14 protein-coding genes, 4 tRNA genes and 2 pseudogenes are annotated in these 14781 nt (G+C 71.0%); 6 read left to right on the top strand and 14 right to left on the bottom strand.

Features of this window, described 5'->3' with window-relative positions:
- The 4 genes from ABFC67_RS13185 to ABFC67_RS13170 all read right to left on the bottom strand — a co-directional run.
- A partial coding sequence (locus ABFC67_RS13185) for a GTP-binding protein (protein ID WP_231698746.1) occupies nt 1-126 on the bottom strand: 126 nt, incomplete at its 3' end.
- 71 nt (nt 127-197) lie between these two features.
- A tRNA-Thr gene (locus tag ABFC67_RS13180) sits at nt 198-273 on the bottom strand.
- Between the two features lie 26 nt (nt 274-299).
- Nucleotides 300-373: transfer RNA gene (locus tag ABFC67_RS13175), tRNA-Gly, on the bottom strand.
- A gap of 17 nt (nt 374-390) precedes the next feature.
- A tRNA-Tyr gene (locus tag ABFC67_RS13170) sits at nt 391-476 on the bottom strand.
- A 433-nt stretch (nt 477-909) separates the two neighbouring features.
- Between ABFC67_RS13170 and ABFC67_RS13165 the strand changes: the two genes are divergently transcribed.
- Genes ABFC67_RS13165 through ABFC67_RS13145 form a run of 5 tightly spaced genes read left to right on the top strand, consistent with a single transcriptional unit; the run spans nt 910 to nt 5591 of the window.
- On the top strand, nt 910-1431 hold the full coding sequence (locus ABFC67_RS13165; protein ID WP_346738489.1) for a spore coat U domain-containing protein: 522 nt from the start codon (nt 910-912) through the stop codon (nt 1429-1431).
- Between the two features lie 53 nt (nt 1432-1484).
- Nucleotides 1485-2267 carry a fimbria/pilus periplasmic chaperone gene (locus ABFC67_RS13160; protein WP_346738488.1) on the top strand — a complete coding sequence of 261 codons (783 nt, stop codon included), beginning with the start codon at nt 1485-1487 and terminating at the stop codon, nt 2265-2267.
- A 56-nt stretch (nt 2268-2323) separates the two neighbouring features.
- The gene (locus ABFC67_RS13155; protein WP_346738487.1) at nt 2324-4522 is read left to right on the top strand and encodes a fimbria/pilus outer membrane usher protein; all 2199 of its coding nucleotides are present in this window, start codon (nt 2324-2326) and stop codon (nt 4520-4522) included.
- Nucleotides 4504-5028, top strand: coding sequence for a spore coat U domain-containing protein (locus tag ABFC67_RS13150; protein ID WP_346738486.1), 525 nt, complete (start codon nt 4504-4506; stop codon nt 5026-5028). The genes ABFC67_RS13155 and ABFC67_RS13150 overlap by 19 nt, the downstream gene beginning before the upstream one ends.
- A 14-nt stretch (nt 5029-5042) precedes the next feature.
- A complete protein-coding gene (locus ABFC67_RS13145; protein ID WP_346738485.1) occupies nt 5043-5591 on the top strand; it encodes a spore coat U domain-containing protein in 549 nt (182 codons plus the stop codon).
- 9 nt (nt 5592-5600) lie between these two features.
- Here the strand turns inward: ABFC67_RS13145 and ABFC67_RS13140 are convergent, their stop codons facing one another.
- The 10 genes and pseudogenes from ABFC67_RS13140 to ABFC67_RS13095 form a co-directional block, all read right to left on the bottom strand.
- Nucleotides 5601-6092 carry an acyl-CoA thioesterase gene (locus ABFC67_RS13140; protein ID WP_346738484.1) on the bottom strand — a complete coding sequence of 164 codons (492 nt, stop codon included), beginning with the start codon at nt 6090-6092 and terminating at the stop codon, nt 5601-5603.
- A 24-nt stretch (nt 6093-6116) separates the two neighbouring features.
- Entirely contained in the window at nt 6117-7118 is a 1002-nt protein-coding gene (locus ABFC67_RS13135; RefSeq protein WP_346738483.1) for a hypothetical protein, read from the bottom strand.
- A 153-nt stretch (nt 7119-7271) separates the two neighbouring features.
- Nucleotides 7272-8363 (bottom strand): redox-regulated ATPase YchF, encoded by a 1092-nt coding sequence (ychF, locus tag ABFC67_RS13130; protein ID WP_346738482.1) that lies wholly within the window; start codon nt 8361-8363, stop codon nt 7272-7274.
- Between the two features lie 134 nt (nt 8364-8497).
- Nucleotides 8498-9091, bottom strand: a complete 594-nt coding sequence (pth, locus tag ABFC67_RS13125; protein ID WP_346738481.1) for an aminoacyl-tRNA hydrolase — start codon at nt 9089-9091, stop codon at nt 8498-8500.
- Nucleotides 9092-9160: 69 nt separating this feature from the next.
- Nucleotides 9161-9847, bottom strand: coding sequence for a 50S ribosomal protein L25/general stress protein Ctc (locus tag ABFC67_RS13120; protein WP_346738480.1), 687 nt, complete (start codon nt 9845-9847; stop codon nt 9161-9163).
- Between the two features lie 181 nt (nt 9848-10028).
- A complete protein-coding gene (locus ABFC67_RS13115; protein WP_346738490.1) occupies nt 10029-10967 on the bottom strand; it encodes a ribose-phosphate diphosphokinase in 939 nt (312 codons plus the stop codon).
- 209 nt (nt 10968-11176) lie between these two features.
- A tRNA-Gln gene (locus ABFC67_RS13110) sits at nt 11177-11252 on the bottom strand.
- A pseudogene (ispE, locus tag ABFC67_RS13105) lies at nt 11231-12097 on the bottom strand (4-(cytidine 5'-diphospho)-2-C-methyl-D-erythritol kinase); the annotation flags it as partial. The gene ABFC67_RS13110 and the pseudogene ispE, both read right to left, overlap by 22 nt.
- A 2-nt stretch (nt 12098-12099) precedes the next feature.
- The gene (gene lolB, locus ABFC67_RS13100) at nt 12100-12705 is read right to left on the bottom strand and encodes a lipoprotein insertase outer membrane protein LolB (RefSeq protein WP_346738479.1); all 606 of its coding nucleotides are present in this window, start codon (nt 12703-12705) and stop codon (nt 12100-12102) included.
- Between the two features lie 8 nt (nt 12706-12713).
- Nucleotides 12714-14459: a tetratricopeptide repeat protein gene (locus ABFC67_RS13095; RefSeq protein ID WP_346738478.1), complete on the bottom strand. Its 1746-nt coding sequence runs from the start codon at nt 14457-14459 to the stop codon at nt 12714-12716.
- Between the two features lie 117 nt (nt 14460-14576).
- On the opposite strand from ABFC67_RS13095, the pseudogene ABFC67_RS13090 reads away from it, so the two are divergent.
- A pseudogene (locus tag ABFC67_RS13090) lies at nt 14577-14781 on the top strand (glutamyl-tRNA reductase); the annotation flags it as partial.

Below are 14781 nucleotides of genomic sequence, written 5' to 3'. Positions count from 1 at the left end.
GCCGCCAAACCGCTCCGCGCCCACCTTCGTCAGCGCCGCCGTCAGCGTCGTCTTGCCGTGGTCCACGTGACCAATCGTGCCCACGTTCACATGCGGCTTCTTACGCTCGAACTTTTCCTTGGACATGCGTGCTAAACCCCGACAGGATCAGGTAGTGATGGTGGATGGCTGCAGCGTTCCCACGACCTCGAGGGAGGTGGTGCTCATGACTGGAATCGAACCAGCGACCTCTTCCTTACCAAGGAAGTGCTCTACCGACTGAGCTACATGAGCACGGTTCCGCACTGCGGGAACTTCAATGGAGCGGGAGACGGGAATCGAACCCGCACCATCAGCTTGGAAGGCTGAGGTTCTACCATTGAACTACTCCCGCCCGACGCGGAGTACAGCTGGTGGAGGGAGGTGGATTCGAACCACCGAAGGCGTAAGCCAGCAGATTTACAGTCTGCCCCCGTTGGCCGCTTGGGTATCCCTCCAACAAAGAAGCGGTATTCTCGCGGCACCGTTCATGCATGTCAACAGCGCAGACCCCGTCGCGCCGGGCTGCGCCGGCTGCCGCTGCACGCCCGCAAGTGACGCGGCGCGACGCATTCCCGCCCGCGCCAACCGCCCGCCCCGCCGCCTGTCCCTGGCCCCGGAGGGCGGTGCCGAATCCCGCCGGTAGTGTGATGTGCCTCACATTGCGGGCTACGCGGCCGGCAACTGTAAACAAATTTGTGATTTGCGTCACGAATTGACATGATGCGCCGCGCTGGCACGCCCCTTGCTCAATCCGCATCCGGCACCACGGCCTCTGCGCCGTACCTTCGGTGCCCGTTCGGGGACCTCGGGGGGAGACCGGGACCGAAGGAAGGGTGAAATTTTTTAGTTATCGTCATTTCAAAACCATATCAAGGGGTTAAGAGGCATATGAAGATCAAGACGGCTCTCATCGCGACCGGGCTGGCGCTGGCGGGGATCGGCATGCAGGCGCAGGCCGGCACGGCTTCCGGCAGCTTCAACGTCACCGCCAGCGTGGTGCCCTCGTGCAAGGTGGTCTCGACCGCCGACATCGCGTTCGGCAACTACGACCCGGCCGACGCCAACAACACCACCGCCCTCGACGCGGCGGGCAACGTGACCGTGCGCTGCACCAAGAACACCCCGGCCGCCGTGACCCTGAACCAGGGCAACAACGCCGCCGCCGGCTCCACCTGCGCCGCGCCGTCGCGGCAGATGGCCGACAGCGGCAGCAACCGCCTCGGCTACGCGATCTACAAGGACGCCAGCCGTACCCAGGCGTGGGGCTGCGACGCCACCAACCAGGCCTCGTTCACCTCGGCGGGCATCGCCTCGCCGGCCACGCTGGACACCTACGGCCGCATCCCGGCCGGCCAGGACGTGCCCGCGGGCAGCTACAGCGACACCGTGGCCGTCACGGTCACGTTCTGATCGCCCTTGCGGCGCGGCGGCCGCCGGCCGCCGCGCACGCCCGGAGCCGCACCATGCTTTCGCGACTCGTCCGCATCATCGGGCAAACCTGCGCCGCAGCCGTACTGGCGCTCGGCGCGGGCGTCGGAACGGCGACCGCCGCCAACTTCTCGATCAACCCGCTGCGGGTCGAACTGGGCAGCCGGCACCAGGCCGAGATGCTGCTGCTGCACAACGACGGCACGTCGCCGTTGCGCCTGCAGGTGGAAACCACCCGCTGGACCATGGACGCCGCCGGCGCCTGGCAGACGGTACCCACCGACGAACTGATCGCCACCCCGCTGCTGCTCGAGATCGCAGTCGACGGCAGCGCCCAGCTGCGCGTGGGCACCCTGGCGCCGGTGACCGAAACGGAGCGCGCCTACCGACTGTTGATCAACGAACTGCCCGGCGACGACGACGCCGCCGACGGCCAGGTGCACCTGCGCGTGCTGACCCGGGTCAGCCTGCCGGTGTTCATCGAGCCGGCGGGCGCCAAGGTCGCGCCGCGCCTCGCCGGCGCCCGCTTCGAACAGGGCCGCCTGCGCCTCGACCTCGCCAACACGGGCAGCCGCCGCATGGATCCGCAGACCGCCGGCGTCACCCTGCTGGACGCAAACGGCCACAAGCTCTTCGCCAAGGACGTCAGCGCCGGCTACGTGCTGGCTGGCGCCACCCTGCCCGTACAGCTCGCGGCGCCGGCCGAAGCCTGCCGGCAAGCGCGCACGGTCCGCGTGCACCTCGGCGCCGACGACGTCACCGTGGAACATACGATCGCGGACGAACGCTCGTGCGTCGCCGGCACGTCCTCGTCCTGAGCGCGCTGGCCATGGCCTTGGCCGTGGCCTCCCGCGCGCACGCCCAGGACCAGCGCATGCTGCTGGATCTGTGCGTCAACGGCCGCTGCTACGGCACCAGCTTCGTGGTGCTGCGCGACGGCCACTACCTGGTCGACGCCGACGCGCTGGCGCGCGCCGACCTGCCGACCGCCAACGCGCAGGTGTCGATCGTCGCCGACCGTCGTTTCATCGACGTCGCCACGCTCGCGGCGGGCGCGAAAGCCGCCATGGACGCCCAAGGCACCCGCCTCGACCTGGTCCTGCCGGCGGAGGCGTGGAGCGCGAAGCAGGTCGCGGTGAACCCGGGCGCACGTCGCGTCGCGCCGGCCGCGGTACCCAGCGTCTACGTGAACTACGCCGCCGACGTCGGCAGCGCCGGCCGCAGCTCGCTGTTCCTCGACGGCGGCCTCAGCCGCGGCGTCGGCGCGCTGCGCAGCACCGCGTCGTGGACCCGCGACGACGGCTGGCGCCGCGGCCTGACCCGCTACGAGTACGACGACCTCGAGCACATGCGGCGCTGGACGGTCGGCGACCAGTTCGCCTTTTCCAGCGACGGCCTCGGCGGCACCGCCCTGATCGGCGGCATCGGCGTCGGCCGCGCGTTCGACCTCGATCCCTACCTGATCACTTTCCCGCAGCCGACCGTTTCCGGCGTGCTGCAGGCGCCCGGCACCATCGACGTGTACCAGAATGGCGTGCTGGTTGCGCAGCGCGCGGTCGGCGCCGGCCCGTTCAGCCTGGCCGGCCTCGGCCTCGGCCCCGGCAGCAACGACGTGCGCGTGGTCGTGCACGATCCGTTCGGCGGCACCCGCGAGCTGCAGCAGAGCTTCTACGGCGCCACCGCCGCGCTGGCGCCGGGCCTCAGCGAATTCGCGTTCCAGCTCGGCGCCGAGCGTCCGTCGCAGGACAGCGGCCGCTACGACGGCGACCGCCCCGCCCTGCTGGCGCGCCAGCGCTGGGGCATCACCGACTGGCTGACCGCCGGCTACCGCGTGGAAGCCGGCAAGGACCTTGTCAACGCCGGCCCGTCCGCCGACATCCGCCTGCCGGTCGGCTACCTGCACGCCGCGCTGGCCGCCAGCCGCGCCGACGGCGCCAGCGCCACGGGCCAGGCGTTCGCCTACGACTACACCGGCCGCAGCTTCGGCTTCTCCACCGGCGTGCAGCTCTACGGCCGCGACTACCGGCGGCTCGGCGACGAATTTGCGTTCGCGCGGGTGCGCAGCCAGCGCTACGCCAACGCGAGCTGGTCGCCGTTCGAGCGGCTGACGCTGCAGGCAAGCCTCGGCCTGGCCACCTACGCCGACGGCCAGCGCCAGCGCAGCCAGGGCCTCAGCGGCTCGGTGCGGCTCGGCTACGGCGCCACCCTGCTGCTGGCGCTGACGCGCACGCGCACCAACGAGGAAGCCACCGACACCCAGGCCTTCGCCAACCTGGTGATCCCGTTCGGCCGCAGCAGCTTCGGCGTCAACGCCACGCACGACGATTTCGGCACCAGCTACGGCGTGTCCGCGCAGCGCTCGCTGCCCAGCGACACCGGCTACGGCTACGCGGTGGATGCCAGCCACGGCCCGGACGGCCTCGCCGGCCGCGCCGAACTCGACTACCAGAACGCCTACGCGCGCGTCGCCGCGATCGGCACGCGCTTCGCCGGACAGAGCGGCGGCGACCTGCTGGTGTCCGGCAGCCTGCTGGCGCTGGACGGGCGCGTGTTCGCCGGGCGTCCGCTGGAAGGCGGCTACGCGCTGGTCGAGGTGCCGGGCATGGAAGGCGTGGACGTCACCCGCGAGAACCAGTCGGTCGGCCGCACCGACGGGCGCGGCGACGTGCTGGTGCCGGGGCTGCTGCCCTACCAGGCCAACCGCATCGGCCTCGACCAGGCCGACGTGCCGGCGCAATACGCGGTCGGCGCCACCGCCGAGAGCGTCAGCGTGCCGCGCTTCGGCGGCACGGTGGTGCGCTTCGACGTGCATCCGCTGCAGGCCGTGCGCGGCCAGTTGATGCTGGACGGCGCCGGCGTGCGCTACGGCACGCTCGAACTCGATGCCGCCGGAGCGACGCTGCGCTCGCCGGTCGGCGCCGACGGCAGCTTCTACTTCGGCGATCTCGCGGCCGGCCGCTATGTCGCGCGGCTGCACCACGAAGGCAGCTACGCGCGTTGCGCGCTCGAGGTGCCCGCGTCGCAAGCGCCCATCCGCAACCTGGGGAGCGTGGCATGCACGCCGGCACCGTGAACCGCACCCGCCGGGTCGCGCTGCTCGCCGTGCTGGCGCTGGGCGCGCTGCTGGCCAGCCCGCTGGTACGCGCTGCGCGCTGCACCATCTCGACCAGCGGCCTGAGCTTCGGCGTCTACGATCCACTGACGGGCTCAGCCTCGACGGCCAACGGGTCGGTATCGCTGAATTGCCGCTACAGTGGCGCGGATTTTCTGTTCGGATTCACTGCCAACGTCACGCTCTCGCCGGGCCTTTCGGGCAGCTACCTAGCCCGCACGCTGCGTGCCGGCGCCGAGCAGCTGCGCTACAACCTGTACGTCGACCCCAGCCACACGAGCGTATTTGGCGACGGAAGCGGCGGCACGCAAGCCGTGAGCGAATGTTTTCCCGGCCTCTTCGACGGCTGCGTCGGCGGTGGCGGCAACTCTCCGGTGACGATCCCGGTCTACGGTCAAATGCCCGGCAGCCAGGACGTCGGCTCCGGCAGCTACGCCGACAATCTGGTCGTCACAGTGACTTTCTGAGCGAGGAGATCGCCATGAGCCGGCACAAGCTTCGTCGCCTTTCCTCGCCCATGGCGCGCTGCGCCGTGTTGACGGCCGTCGCGCTGTGCGGCATGTGCCTCGCCGCGCCGCTGCGCGCGGCCCAGTGCAGCATCCAGACCACCGGGCTCAGTTTCGGCACCTACGACCCGCTCGCCCCGGCCGCCGATGCAGCCAACGGCACGCTCGGGGTCACCTGCAACGCGAAAAAGAACAACGAGAAGCGGAACGGCTTCTCGGCGACCATCACCCTGAGCACCGGCAGCAGCGGCAGCTATGCGGCGCGCACCCTGCGCACCGCCACCGACACGCTGCGCTACAACCTCTACCTCGACGCCGCCTACACGACCGTGTTCGGCGACGACACCGGCGGGTCGCTCGCATCCACACTGTGCTACCGCGGCAGCCGCCGCGACCCCTGCGGCGGCAGCGGGCTGACCTCGGGTACGCCGCACAACGTCACCGTCTACGGGCAAATCCCGGCCGGCCAGGACGTCGCCCCGGGCGGTTTCATCGACAACCTGGTCGCCACCGTCATTTTCTGAAGCGGCAGCTCAGGCCGCCGGCTGCGGTCGGAAATCGGCGACCTGCGCCTCCATCGCCTTGCTCAGATCGACCAGCCGCTGCGCGTATTGCGCCAGCTTGTGGTCGTCGGCGTCGCGCGGCTCCCACTTCGGCACCGGCGTCGGCTTGCCGTCCGGCGCGTCCAGCGCCACGAACACGATCACGCAACTGGTGGCGAGGCGCTCGGCCTGCGTCTTCAGGTCGCGCGCCAGCACGTCCACCGCGAAGTGCATGCTGGAGGTGCCGGTGTGGATCAGCTTGCACTTCACCGTGACCAGGTCGCCGATCAGGATCGGCTCGACGAACTGGATGCCGCCGACCGCCACGGTCACGCAGTACGCGCCGCTCCAGCCGACCGCACCGGCGTAGCCGGCCTGGTCGATCCACTTCATCACCATGCCGCCATGGACCTTGCCGCCGAAGTTGACGTCGGTGGGCTGGGCGAGAAAACGGAACGCGACCTCGCGCTGGTGGCCGGGCATCGGTATCTCCTTGTCGAGCGGGAATCAGGCGCCGAGGAACGCGGCGAGCCTGGCGAACTGCATCCGCCAGAACGTCTTGGTCGCGACGACGGCCTCGGCGTCGGCCAGACGGTTGGTATCGACGACCACCTGGCACCTGGCCGGCCCCTTGTCGACGAAGCGGATGTCGATCAACGCCCCGTCCGGCAGGCGCGCGCGAATGTTCCTGCCGGGATTGAGCCTGGTGAATTCCAGCCCCGGCGCATCCAGCCAGCCCCGCCGCAACGTTTCGTCCGCCCACGCCGCAAACGCAGCGAAGCTGGGCGCCGCGAAGGTTCTCGATGCCGAGGCCTGGAACTCGCCGCTGCAGGTCTGGTGCATCGCGCGCAAGCCGCGCGCGCGCTCGTAGCCGACGCTCACCATCTGCGCCCACCAGCCGTCCAGCGACGGCACCTGCCGCAACACGGCGGCGCGGACCTCGCCGTGGGCCGGCCGCCGGTCGGCGAATGCCGCCTGTTCCAGCAGATGCAGCCACTCGCCCCAGCCGTGGCCGGTAGCCGCGCGCACGGCGGCATCGCCGCAGGGGAACTGCGCGGCCTCGTCGTCCAGATGGAAGGCCAGCCGGGCGGACTCGGCCGCGCGCTCGGCGCGGCGCGCGGGCCGACGCGGCCGCGACGCGGCGGACACGCGCGGTGCAGGCGCGGCCGGTGCGGCGACCGCGGTGCGGGAACGCACGCGTGCGGCAACGGGCCCGGCCGCCGGCGTCCGCCCCGCGATGCGCGCGGGCCGTTCTGCCGCACGGGCCGGCTTCTTCACGACGCGAGTCGTTCGCTTCGCCGCGCTGGCCGGCTTCTTCGCAGCGCGCGCAGGCCGCTGTGCGACGCGCGTCGCCCGCTTCGCGTTGCGTGCCGGCCCGCGCGTAGCGCCGGCCTTGCCTGCCGCGCCGGTTCGCACCGCCCGCCGCGCATGCCGGGATGTTCCGGTTGCCATCACCCGCCCCGCTGCTGCGTCGAGCGCAGTCTCCCGCCGCGCGCGAAGCCGGGTCAAGGCGCGTGCGCGGAAGAACGGGAAAGCCGAGGCGCCCCGCGGATGGCGGGAGAGGCCACCGCGGCGCGTCGCCGTGCCCAGGGCAGGAGCCCGCGTCCCGAACAGTCGAGGCCGGGCCGCTCCGTCGCGGCGCCCGGAGCGGGCGGCCCCGCCCTACACGTTGAAGCGGAAGTGCAGGACGTCGCCTTCCTGCACCAGGTAGTCCTTGCCTTCCAGGCGCAGGCGCCCGGCTTCCTTGGCGCCGGTTTCGCCCTTGTACTTGATGAAGTCGTCGAAGGCGACGGTCTCGGCGCGGATGAAGCCACGCTCGAAATCGGTGTGGATCACGGCGGCGGCCTGCGGCGCGGTCGCGCCCTTCCTCACCGTCCACGCGCGCACTTCCTTCTCGCCGGCGGTGAAGTAGGTCTGCAGGCCGAGCAGCCTGTACGCGGCGCGGATCACGCGGTTCAGGCCGGGCTCGTCCAGCCCCATGTCGCGCAGGAACACGTCGCGGTCGGCGTCGTCGAGCTGCGAAAGCTCCTCCTCGATCGCCGCGCACACCGGCACCACCTCGGCGCCCTCGGCGGCGGCGCGTGCGCGCACCTTGTCGAGGTGCGGGTTGTTCTCGAAGCCGTCCTCGCGCACGTTGGCGATGTACATCAGCGGCTTCAGCGTCAGCAGGAACAGGTCGCGCACCAGCGCCTTCTGCTCTTCGTCCAGGCCGGCGCTGCGCGCAGGCTTGCCCTCGTTGAGCGTGGCGGCGAGTTTCTGCAGCACGGGGCGCTTGGCCAGCGCCTCCTTGTCGTTGGCCTTGGCGGCGCGCTCGACGCGGTTCAGCGCCTTGTCCACCGACTCGAGGTCGGCCAGCGCCAGCTCGGTGTCGATCGTCTCGATGTCGGCGATCGGGTCGATCCTGCCGGCGACGTGCACGATGTCGGGATGCTCGAAGCAGCGCACCACGTGCGCGATCGCGTCGACCTCGCGGATGTGCGCGAGGAACTTGTTGCCGAGGCCTTCGCCCTTGGACGCGCCGGCGACCAGGCCGGCGATGTCGACGAACTCGACCGCGGTCGGCACCACCTTCTGCGGCTTGACGATCTCGGCGAGCTGGCCCAGCCGCGGATCGGGGACCGGCACCACGCCGACGTTCGGGTCGATCGTGCAGAACGGGAAGTTGGCCGCGGCGATGCCGGCCTTGGTCAGCGCGTTGAACAGGGTCGATTTGCCGACGTTCGGCAGGCCGACGATGCCGCATTTGATGCCCATGGATGAACCTGGAAGTGGGAAATAGGAGGTAGGAAGTGGGGTCGGGATGGAAAGTCGGAGTTCCGGGAACAGGGCCGAGAGAGCTGAAACCAGGATCCCCCATTCGCTATTCCCTACTCTCTACTCCCCACTTCCTACTGCCCACCCCCCGTATTCACCGTATGCAACCGCTTCATCGCCTCGTTGAAGTCGCCCGCCACGACCAGCGGCAGCACGTTCAGGCTGCGCGTGACCGCGTCGAGCAGCGCGTCCTCGTCCATCGCGGACGGCCGGCCCAGCACCCACGGCGTGACGCGGTCCTTGTGGCCGGGGTGGCCGATGCCGAGGCGCAGGCGGTGGAACTCGCCGTGGCCGAGGTGCGCGATGATGTCGCGCAAACCGTTCTGCCCGCCGTGGCCGCCGTCGAACTTGAGGCGTGCGGTGCCGGGCGGCAGGTCGAGGTCGTCGTGCGCGATCAGGCACGCCTCGGGCTCGATCTTGTAATAGCGCAGCGCGGACGCCACCGCGATGCCGCTCTTGTTCATGAAGGTGGTCGGCTTCAGCAGCCACACCGGCTCGCCGCCGATGCGCACCTTGCAGGTTTCGGCGTGCAGCTTCGACTCATGCCCCCAGCGCGCGCCTTCGCCGCTCGCCAGCGCATCGACGAACCAGAACCCGGCGTTGTGCCGGGTCCGCAGGTGTTCGGCACCCGGGTTGCCGAGGCCGACGATCAGCCGTATGCCTGCCATAGCGCTCCGCAAACGCGAAGCCGGTGGCGCGCGCCGCAGCCGCGACGCGCGCCACCGGCCCGCGCGGGATTACTTCTTCTCTTCCTTGGCCGGAGCGGCCTTGGCCGGCGCGGCTGCAGCCGCGGCCGCGGCCGCGGCCTCGCCCTCGGCGGGCGCCGGCGCTTCCTCGACCTCTTCCTTCATCGTGTGCGCGGTGACCACCGGGTGGTCGTGTTCCTTGCCGAACTTCAGCTCGGGAATCTCGACGCCCATGGGCAACTGCAGCTCGGACAGGTGGATGATGTCGCCTTCTTTCAGCTCGGCCAGGTCGACGCCGATGAACTCCGGCAGGTTCTTCGGCAAGCAGGCGACCTCCACTTCCGTGATGTTGTGCGAGATCACCACGCCGGAGGTCTTGGCGGCCGGCGACTTCTCCTTGTTGAGGAAGTGCAGCGGCACGCGGATGCGGATCACCGCGTTCTCGTCGATGCGCTGGAAGTCGATGTGCAGCACCTGCAGCTTGAACGGGTGCTTCTGCAGGTCGCGCACCAGCACCTTCTGCTTCTTGCCGTCGACGGAAAGGTCGAGGACCGAGGAGAAGAACCACTCGTGCCGCGCCGCCACCAGCACGCTGTTGTGCTCGAGCTGGATACTCTGCGGCGCGACGTCGGCGCCGTACACCACTGCCGGCACCTGACCCGCACGACGCAGGCGGCGGCTCGCACCTTTCCCCTCGTCCTTGCGGCTCTGGGCCGTGATTTCGCGATTGGTAGCCATTTCAGTACTGCCTCTTTGCATGGAGCCGCCTCGCGGCGACCTGAACACTCCCCCGCGACCAGGGGAGCGGTGATTCGGAAACCTGTGAGTCGAAGATCAAAAGTCAAAGGCCAATAAAAGCCGGCACCCCGCAACGCTCCCTCTTTGACCTTTGACCTTCGATCTTTGACGCTTTTGCCCGTCAATCCACGTACAGCGAACTCACCGACTCGCCGAAGGCGATGCGGCGGATCGTCTCCGCCAGCAGCTCGGCAACCGAGAGCTGGCGGATCTTGGCGCAACCCTGCGCCTCGGCGCGCAGCGGGATGGTATCGGTGACGACCAGCTCATCCAGCTGCGAGCCGTTGATGTTCTGGATCGCCGGTCCGGACAGCACCGGATGCGTGCAGTAGGCGACCACCTTGCGCGCACCGCGCCTCTTCAGCGCCGCCGCCGCCGCGCACAGCGTGCCGGCGGTATCGACGATGTCGTCGACCAGCACGCAGGTCTTGCCCTCGACCTCGCCGATGATGTTCATCACCGTGGCCTCGTTCGGCCGCGGGCGGCGCTTGTCGATGATCGCCAGGTCGGCGTCGTCGAGGCGCTTGGCGATCGCGCGTGCGCGCACCACGCCGCCGACGTCCGGGCTGACCACGATCAGGTTGTTCATGCCCTGGGTGCGCCAGATGTCGGCCAGCAGCACCGGCGAGGCGTACACATTGTCCACCGGCACGTCGAAGAAGCCCTGGATCTGGTCGGCGTGGATGTCCAGTGTCAGCACGCGGTCGGTGCCGGCGGTGCCGATCATGTCGGCCACCACCTTGGCGGTGATCGGCACGCGCGCCGAGCGCGGGCGGCGGTCCTGGCGCGCGTAGCCGAAGTACGGCAGCACCGCGGTCACCGTGGCGGCCGAGGCGCGCTTGAGCGCGTCCACCAGCACCAGCAGCTCCATCAGGTTGTCGGCGGTCGGCGCGCAGGTCGGCTGGATCACGAACACTTCCTGCCGGCGCACGTTCTCCTCGATCTCGACCTGCACCTCGCCGTCCGAGAAGCGCCCGACCAGCGCCTTGCCCAACGGCATGCCGAGGCGGTGCGCGACCTGCTCCGCCAGCTTGCGATTCGCATTGCCGGTGAACAGCATCAGACCTGCCGTATTCACGCGCGCCCCCTCGTCGTGTCGACCGCGAAAACCACCGAAACCACCCTGCCTTGCAACGATCTTGCTTGTTCTTTCAGCCCCCTTGAGTCAAGGGGGCGCCGTGGCCCGCCATGCGGGGCCGCGGCGGGAATGTGGAGGCATGCCCACGTGTGTCATGCCACCACCCCGCGAAAGTTCCGCGACCTTACCTATGGCTGGGGCGGCAGGACTCGAACCTGCGAATGCGGGAATCAAAATCCCGTGCCTTACCAGCTTGGCGACGCCCCAACGCGAAACGCAGCGACCGCGGCGACCAGCGGCGAGACGTCCACGCCGCCGGCCACGTGGGCCGCGAATTCCGGGGGGCAGCGCCGCGCCACGTCCTCGGCCCCGGCGCGCGTGTCGGTCTCGAGAAAGACGCAACCGCCGCTGCCTGAAAGCCGCGCCGTGCCGAAGCCGGCGAGCCAGTCCAGCGCCGCCGCCACCCTGGGATAGCGCGCACGCACGACCGGCTCGAAGGCGTTCTCCGTCGCCGTCCCGCAGAGAAAGTGTGAAATTGTCGCCCGCGCGGCATTGCGTGTCAATTCAGGCGCTTGGAACAGCGGCCCGGTGGGCACGCGGACGCCGGGGTCGAGCACGACGTAGCAGCGCGGCGGCAGCGCGAGCGGCGTGAGGCGCTCGCCGACCCCTTCGGCCCAGGCGGAGCGGCCGCGCACGAACACCGGCACGTCGGCGCCGAGGCGCAGGCCCAGCTCCGCCAGCGCGTCCGCGTCGAGGCCACAGCCCCAGAGTTCGTTCAGCGCGACCAGCACGGTCGCCGCGTCCGAGCTGCCGCCGCCGAGGCCGCCGCCCATCGGGATGCGCTTGTCCAGCGCGATGTCGGCGCCCAGCGCGGTGCCGGTGCGCTCTTGCAGCAACCGTGCGGCGCGCATGCACAGGTCGGCGTCGACGGGCACGCCCGGCAGCTCCACCGCGCGCTCGATGCGTCCGTCGGCACGCACGCGCAGGCGCAGCGTGTCGCCGCGGTCGAGCAGGCGGAACACCGTCTGCAGCTCGTGATAGCCGTCGGCGCGGCGACCGAGGATGCGCAGGAACAGGTTGAGCTTGGCCGGCGCCGGCCACGCGCTCCACGCGTTCATTGCAGCTGCCAGCGCTCGATCGACAGGCGCACGCGGTACGGCGGGCGTTCCGCGAACACCTTCTGCGGCAGCGGCGGATCGCGGTCGGCGTACCAGTCGCGGTATTCGATCCGCCAACCGTCCTGGGCCAGCGCGCTGGGCAGGCCGTCGGTGCCGAAGCTCAGCTCGGCGGGGCCCTCGGCGCGCAGGCCGCGGACCCACGCGGCGAGGTCCGCCAGCGGCACGTGCCAGCCCAGCTCGCGCGCCAGCAGCGTCTCGGCGCTGGCGTCGCGCAGCGGCCGCGCATCGAGGCCCTCCAGCACCGCGCCGTCGGGGCCGCCGCGCAGGCGGAAGCTCTTGCCGGTGACCGGTGCGCGCACCACGAAGGTGTATTCCGCGCCGTCCTGCGTCCATTCGAGCGTGCCGCTGCCGCCGTCCTTGCCGTTGGAGACGGCGATGCGCGCGGTCAGCGACCAGCGATCCTGCGGCACCAGCGCGCGCTCGCGCGCGGCCTGCGCGGCGAGCAGCGCGCGCTCCTCGCCGCCGCGGCGCACCGGCGCGGGCGCGCAGGCGGCGAGCGCCAGCGCGGCCAACGCCACGAGCGGGCGCAGCGGTCGGTGCATCGCCCGGCTCACGGGCGCAACCGCTGCAGGGTGGCGTTCAGCGCGCGGTTCTTCGGGTCCAGCTTGTGCGCCTCGTCGAACACCTTGCGCGCCGCGTCGCGATTGCCGCTCACCCACAGCACCTCGCCGTAGTGCGCGCCGACCTCGGGATCCTTGTGCGCGTCCCAGGCGCGCGCGAGGTACTGCGCGGCCTGGTCGAGGTGGCCAAGGCGATATTGCAGCCAGCCCCAGGAATCGATCAGCGCGGGCTCGTCGGGCTTCTTCGCCAGCGCCTGCCTGAGCAGGGTTTCGGCCTCGCCGAGCTGCTGGTTGCTGTCGGCCAGGGTGTAGCCGAGCGCGTTCATCGCGTCGACATCGTCCGGCTTGAGCTCCAGCACGCGGCGCAGGTCGCGCACCGCGTCGGCGGTGCGCCCGGTTTCGGCCCAGGCCAGCGCGCGGCCGTACAGCAGGTCGGTATCGTCCGGGAACAGGCCGAGCGCGCGGGTGTACACCGCGGCCGCCTGGTCCATGGCGTCGGCGCGCCCATAGAGTTCGGCGTCCAGCGCGTAGGCCTGGCGCTGCCGGGCGGGGTCGCCGACATAGTCCTGCTGCAGCTCGCGCGCCAGCGCGTGGGCGTCGTCGCCGCGCCCCATCTTGTCCAGCAGCACGGCGCTGCGCTGGACGGCGTCGAAGGCGTGCTCGTCGTCGTGCGGCACCTGCTCGTACCACTTCAACGCCTCGGCGCTGCGGCCGAGCAGCTCGGCAACCTGGCCAAGCAGGTACTGGCTGGCGTCGCGAACGCCGGCGCCGGCTCCCTTCAGTTCGGCATACAGGCGCGCCAGCGCGCGCTTGTCGTCGGCGCGCGCGGCGAAGGCGGCGCGCGCGGCGTAGGTGGTGGCATCCTGCGGGCCGACGGCCAGCACGCGCGCGGCCTCGGCGTTCTCGCCCAGCTCGCCGAGCAGGCTGGCGTAGCCGAGCCGCAGGCGTGCGTCCCTGGGCGACTTCGCCAGCGCCTTGCCCCACAGCGCCTTGGCGCCGGCCTTGTCGCCGGCCTGCAGCTTGAGCTGCGCGGCCCAGGCGTAGCTGGCCGTGCCACCGAAACGCTGCAGCGCGGCGTCGGCGATACGCTGCGCGTAGGCGTGCCGCCCCAGCTTCGCGCCGAGCTGGCTCATCGCCACCCACAGACTCTCGTTCTTCGGCGGCATCCGCGCGGGCGTGGCCACCGCTTCCAGCAGCGCGCCGGCCAGCGCGGCGTCGCGCGCGCCGCTGAGAACGCGCCCACAGGCGCGCCAGCCGGCGTCGCCGGTCGCCGTCAGCGCCATCAGCTGGCGCTGCGCCTCGTCGCGGTCGCCATGGCTGAGCGCGAGCTGGGCGCGCGCCTGCGCCAAACCCGCGGCGTCGGCGCCGAGCGCAGTCCAGCGCGCGATGCCGCGGGCGGCCAGGTCGGCGTCGTTGACCGCAATCGCCAGGCCGACCGCGCGCTCGGCCACGCGCGGGTCGGCCGACAGCGCCGCCGCCTTGGCGTAGGCCTGCGCCGAAGCCTTCAGATCGTTCTGCGCCAGCGCGAATTCGCCGGCCATGAGCTGCGCGGCGAGATCCTGCTCGACCGGCATCGCCGGCAATTGCAGCCGCGCCAACGGCTGCGCGGCGGCGGCATGGGCCTGCGCGGTCGGGCGCTGCGGCGCCTGCGCGCAGCCGGCAAGCGCGCCGAGCGCCAGCGCGCCGACCGCTGCAAACTGCCGCAGTTGCTTGATATTGCGACGCCCGCTCCGCACAATTCGCCTCCGTCATCACCATGCCGGCGCGCCTTTCGCCGCGCGCCACGCCGCTGGCCCGCAGCGCTGTCGCGCGCAGGCCAAGCTTAGCCGATTGTCGCACCCACACCGCGCGCCATGCCGCTGATCGCCCTAGGGCTCAACCATCTCACCGCGCCGGTCGCCCTGCGCGAACAGGTGGCGTTCGCCCCGGAGGAGACTTCCGCCGCGCTGACCGACCTGGCCGGCCAGCCGGGCGTGGAGGAAGCGCTGATCCTGTCCACCTGCAACCGCACCGAGCTGTACTGCAGCGTGGCGCCCGGCACGGAGGCGACGCCGCTGG

Origin of the sequence: Mizugakiibacter sp. (assembly GCF_039680435.1) — a bacterium.
In the GTDB taxonomy this organism is placed as follows: Bacteria; Pseudomonadota; Gammaproteobacteria; order Xanthomonadales; family Rhodanobacteraceae; genus Mizugakiibacter.
The sequence above is the reverse complement of the archived record's forward strand: the minus strand, read 5'-3'. Positions and strand labels throughout refer to the sequence as shown.

Excerpts from the sequence above, each read along its gene's own strand:
- ABFC67_RS13150 (WP_346738486.1), top strand. The coding sequence starts at position 4,504 with ATGCACGCCGGCACCGTGAACCGCACCCGCCGGGTCGCGCTGCTCGCC.
- ABFC67_RS13155 (WP_346738487.1), top strand. The coding sequence starts at position 2,324 with ATGCTGCTGGATCTGTGCGTCAACGGCCGCTGCTACGGCACCAGCTTC.
- ABFC67_RS13165 (WP_346738489.1), top strand. The coding sequence starts at position 910 with ATGAAGATCAAGACGGCTCTCATCGCGACCGGGCTGGCGCTGGCGGGG.
- ychF (WP_346738482.1), bottom strand. The coding sequence starts at position 8,363 with ATGGGCATCAAATGCGGCATCGTCGGCCTGCCGAACGTCGGCAAATCG.
- ABFC67_RS13140 (WP_346738484.1), bottom strand. The coding sequence starts at position 6,092 with ATGCCCGGCCACCAGCGCGAGGTCGCGTTCCGTTTTCTCGCCCAGCCC.
- ABFC67_RS13160 (WP_346738488.1), top strand. The coding sequence starts at position 1,485 with ATGCTTTCGCGACTCGTCCGCATCATCGGGCAAACCTGCGCCGCAGCC.
- ABFC67_RS13115 (WP_346738490.1), bottom strand. The coding sequence starts at position 10,967 with ATGCTGTTCACCGGCAATGCGAATCGCAAGCTGGCGGAGCAGGTCGCG.
- ABFC67_RS13120 (WP_346738480.1), bottom strand. The coding sequence starts at position 9,847 with ATGGCTACCAATCGCGAAATCACGGCCCAGAGCCGCAAGGACGAGGGG.
- lolB (WP_346738479.1), bottom strand. The coding sequence starts at position 12,705 with ATGCACCGACCGCTGCGCCCGCTCGTGGCGTTGGCCGCGCTGGCGCTC.
- ABFC67_RS13145 (WP_346738485.1), top strand. The coding sequence starts at position 5,043 with ATGAGCCGGCACAAGCTTCGTCGCCTTTCCTCGCCCATGGCGCGCTGC.
- pth (WP_346738481.1), bottom strand. The coding sequence starts at position 9,091 with ATGGCAGGCATACGGCTGATCGTCGGCCTCGGCAACCCGGGTGCCGAA.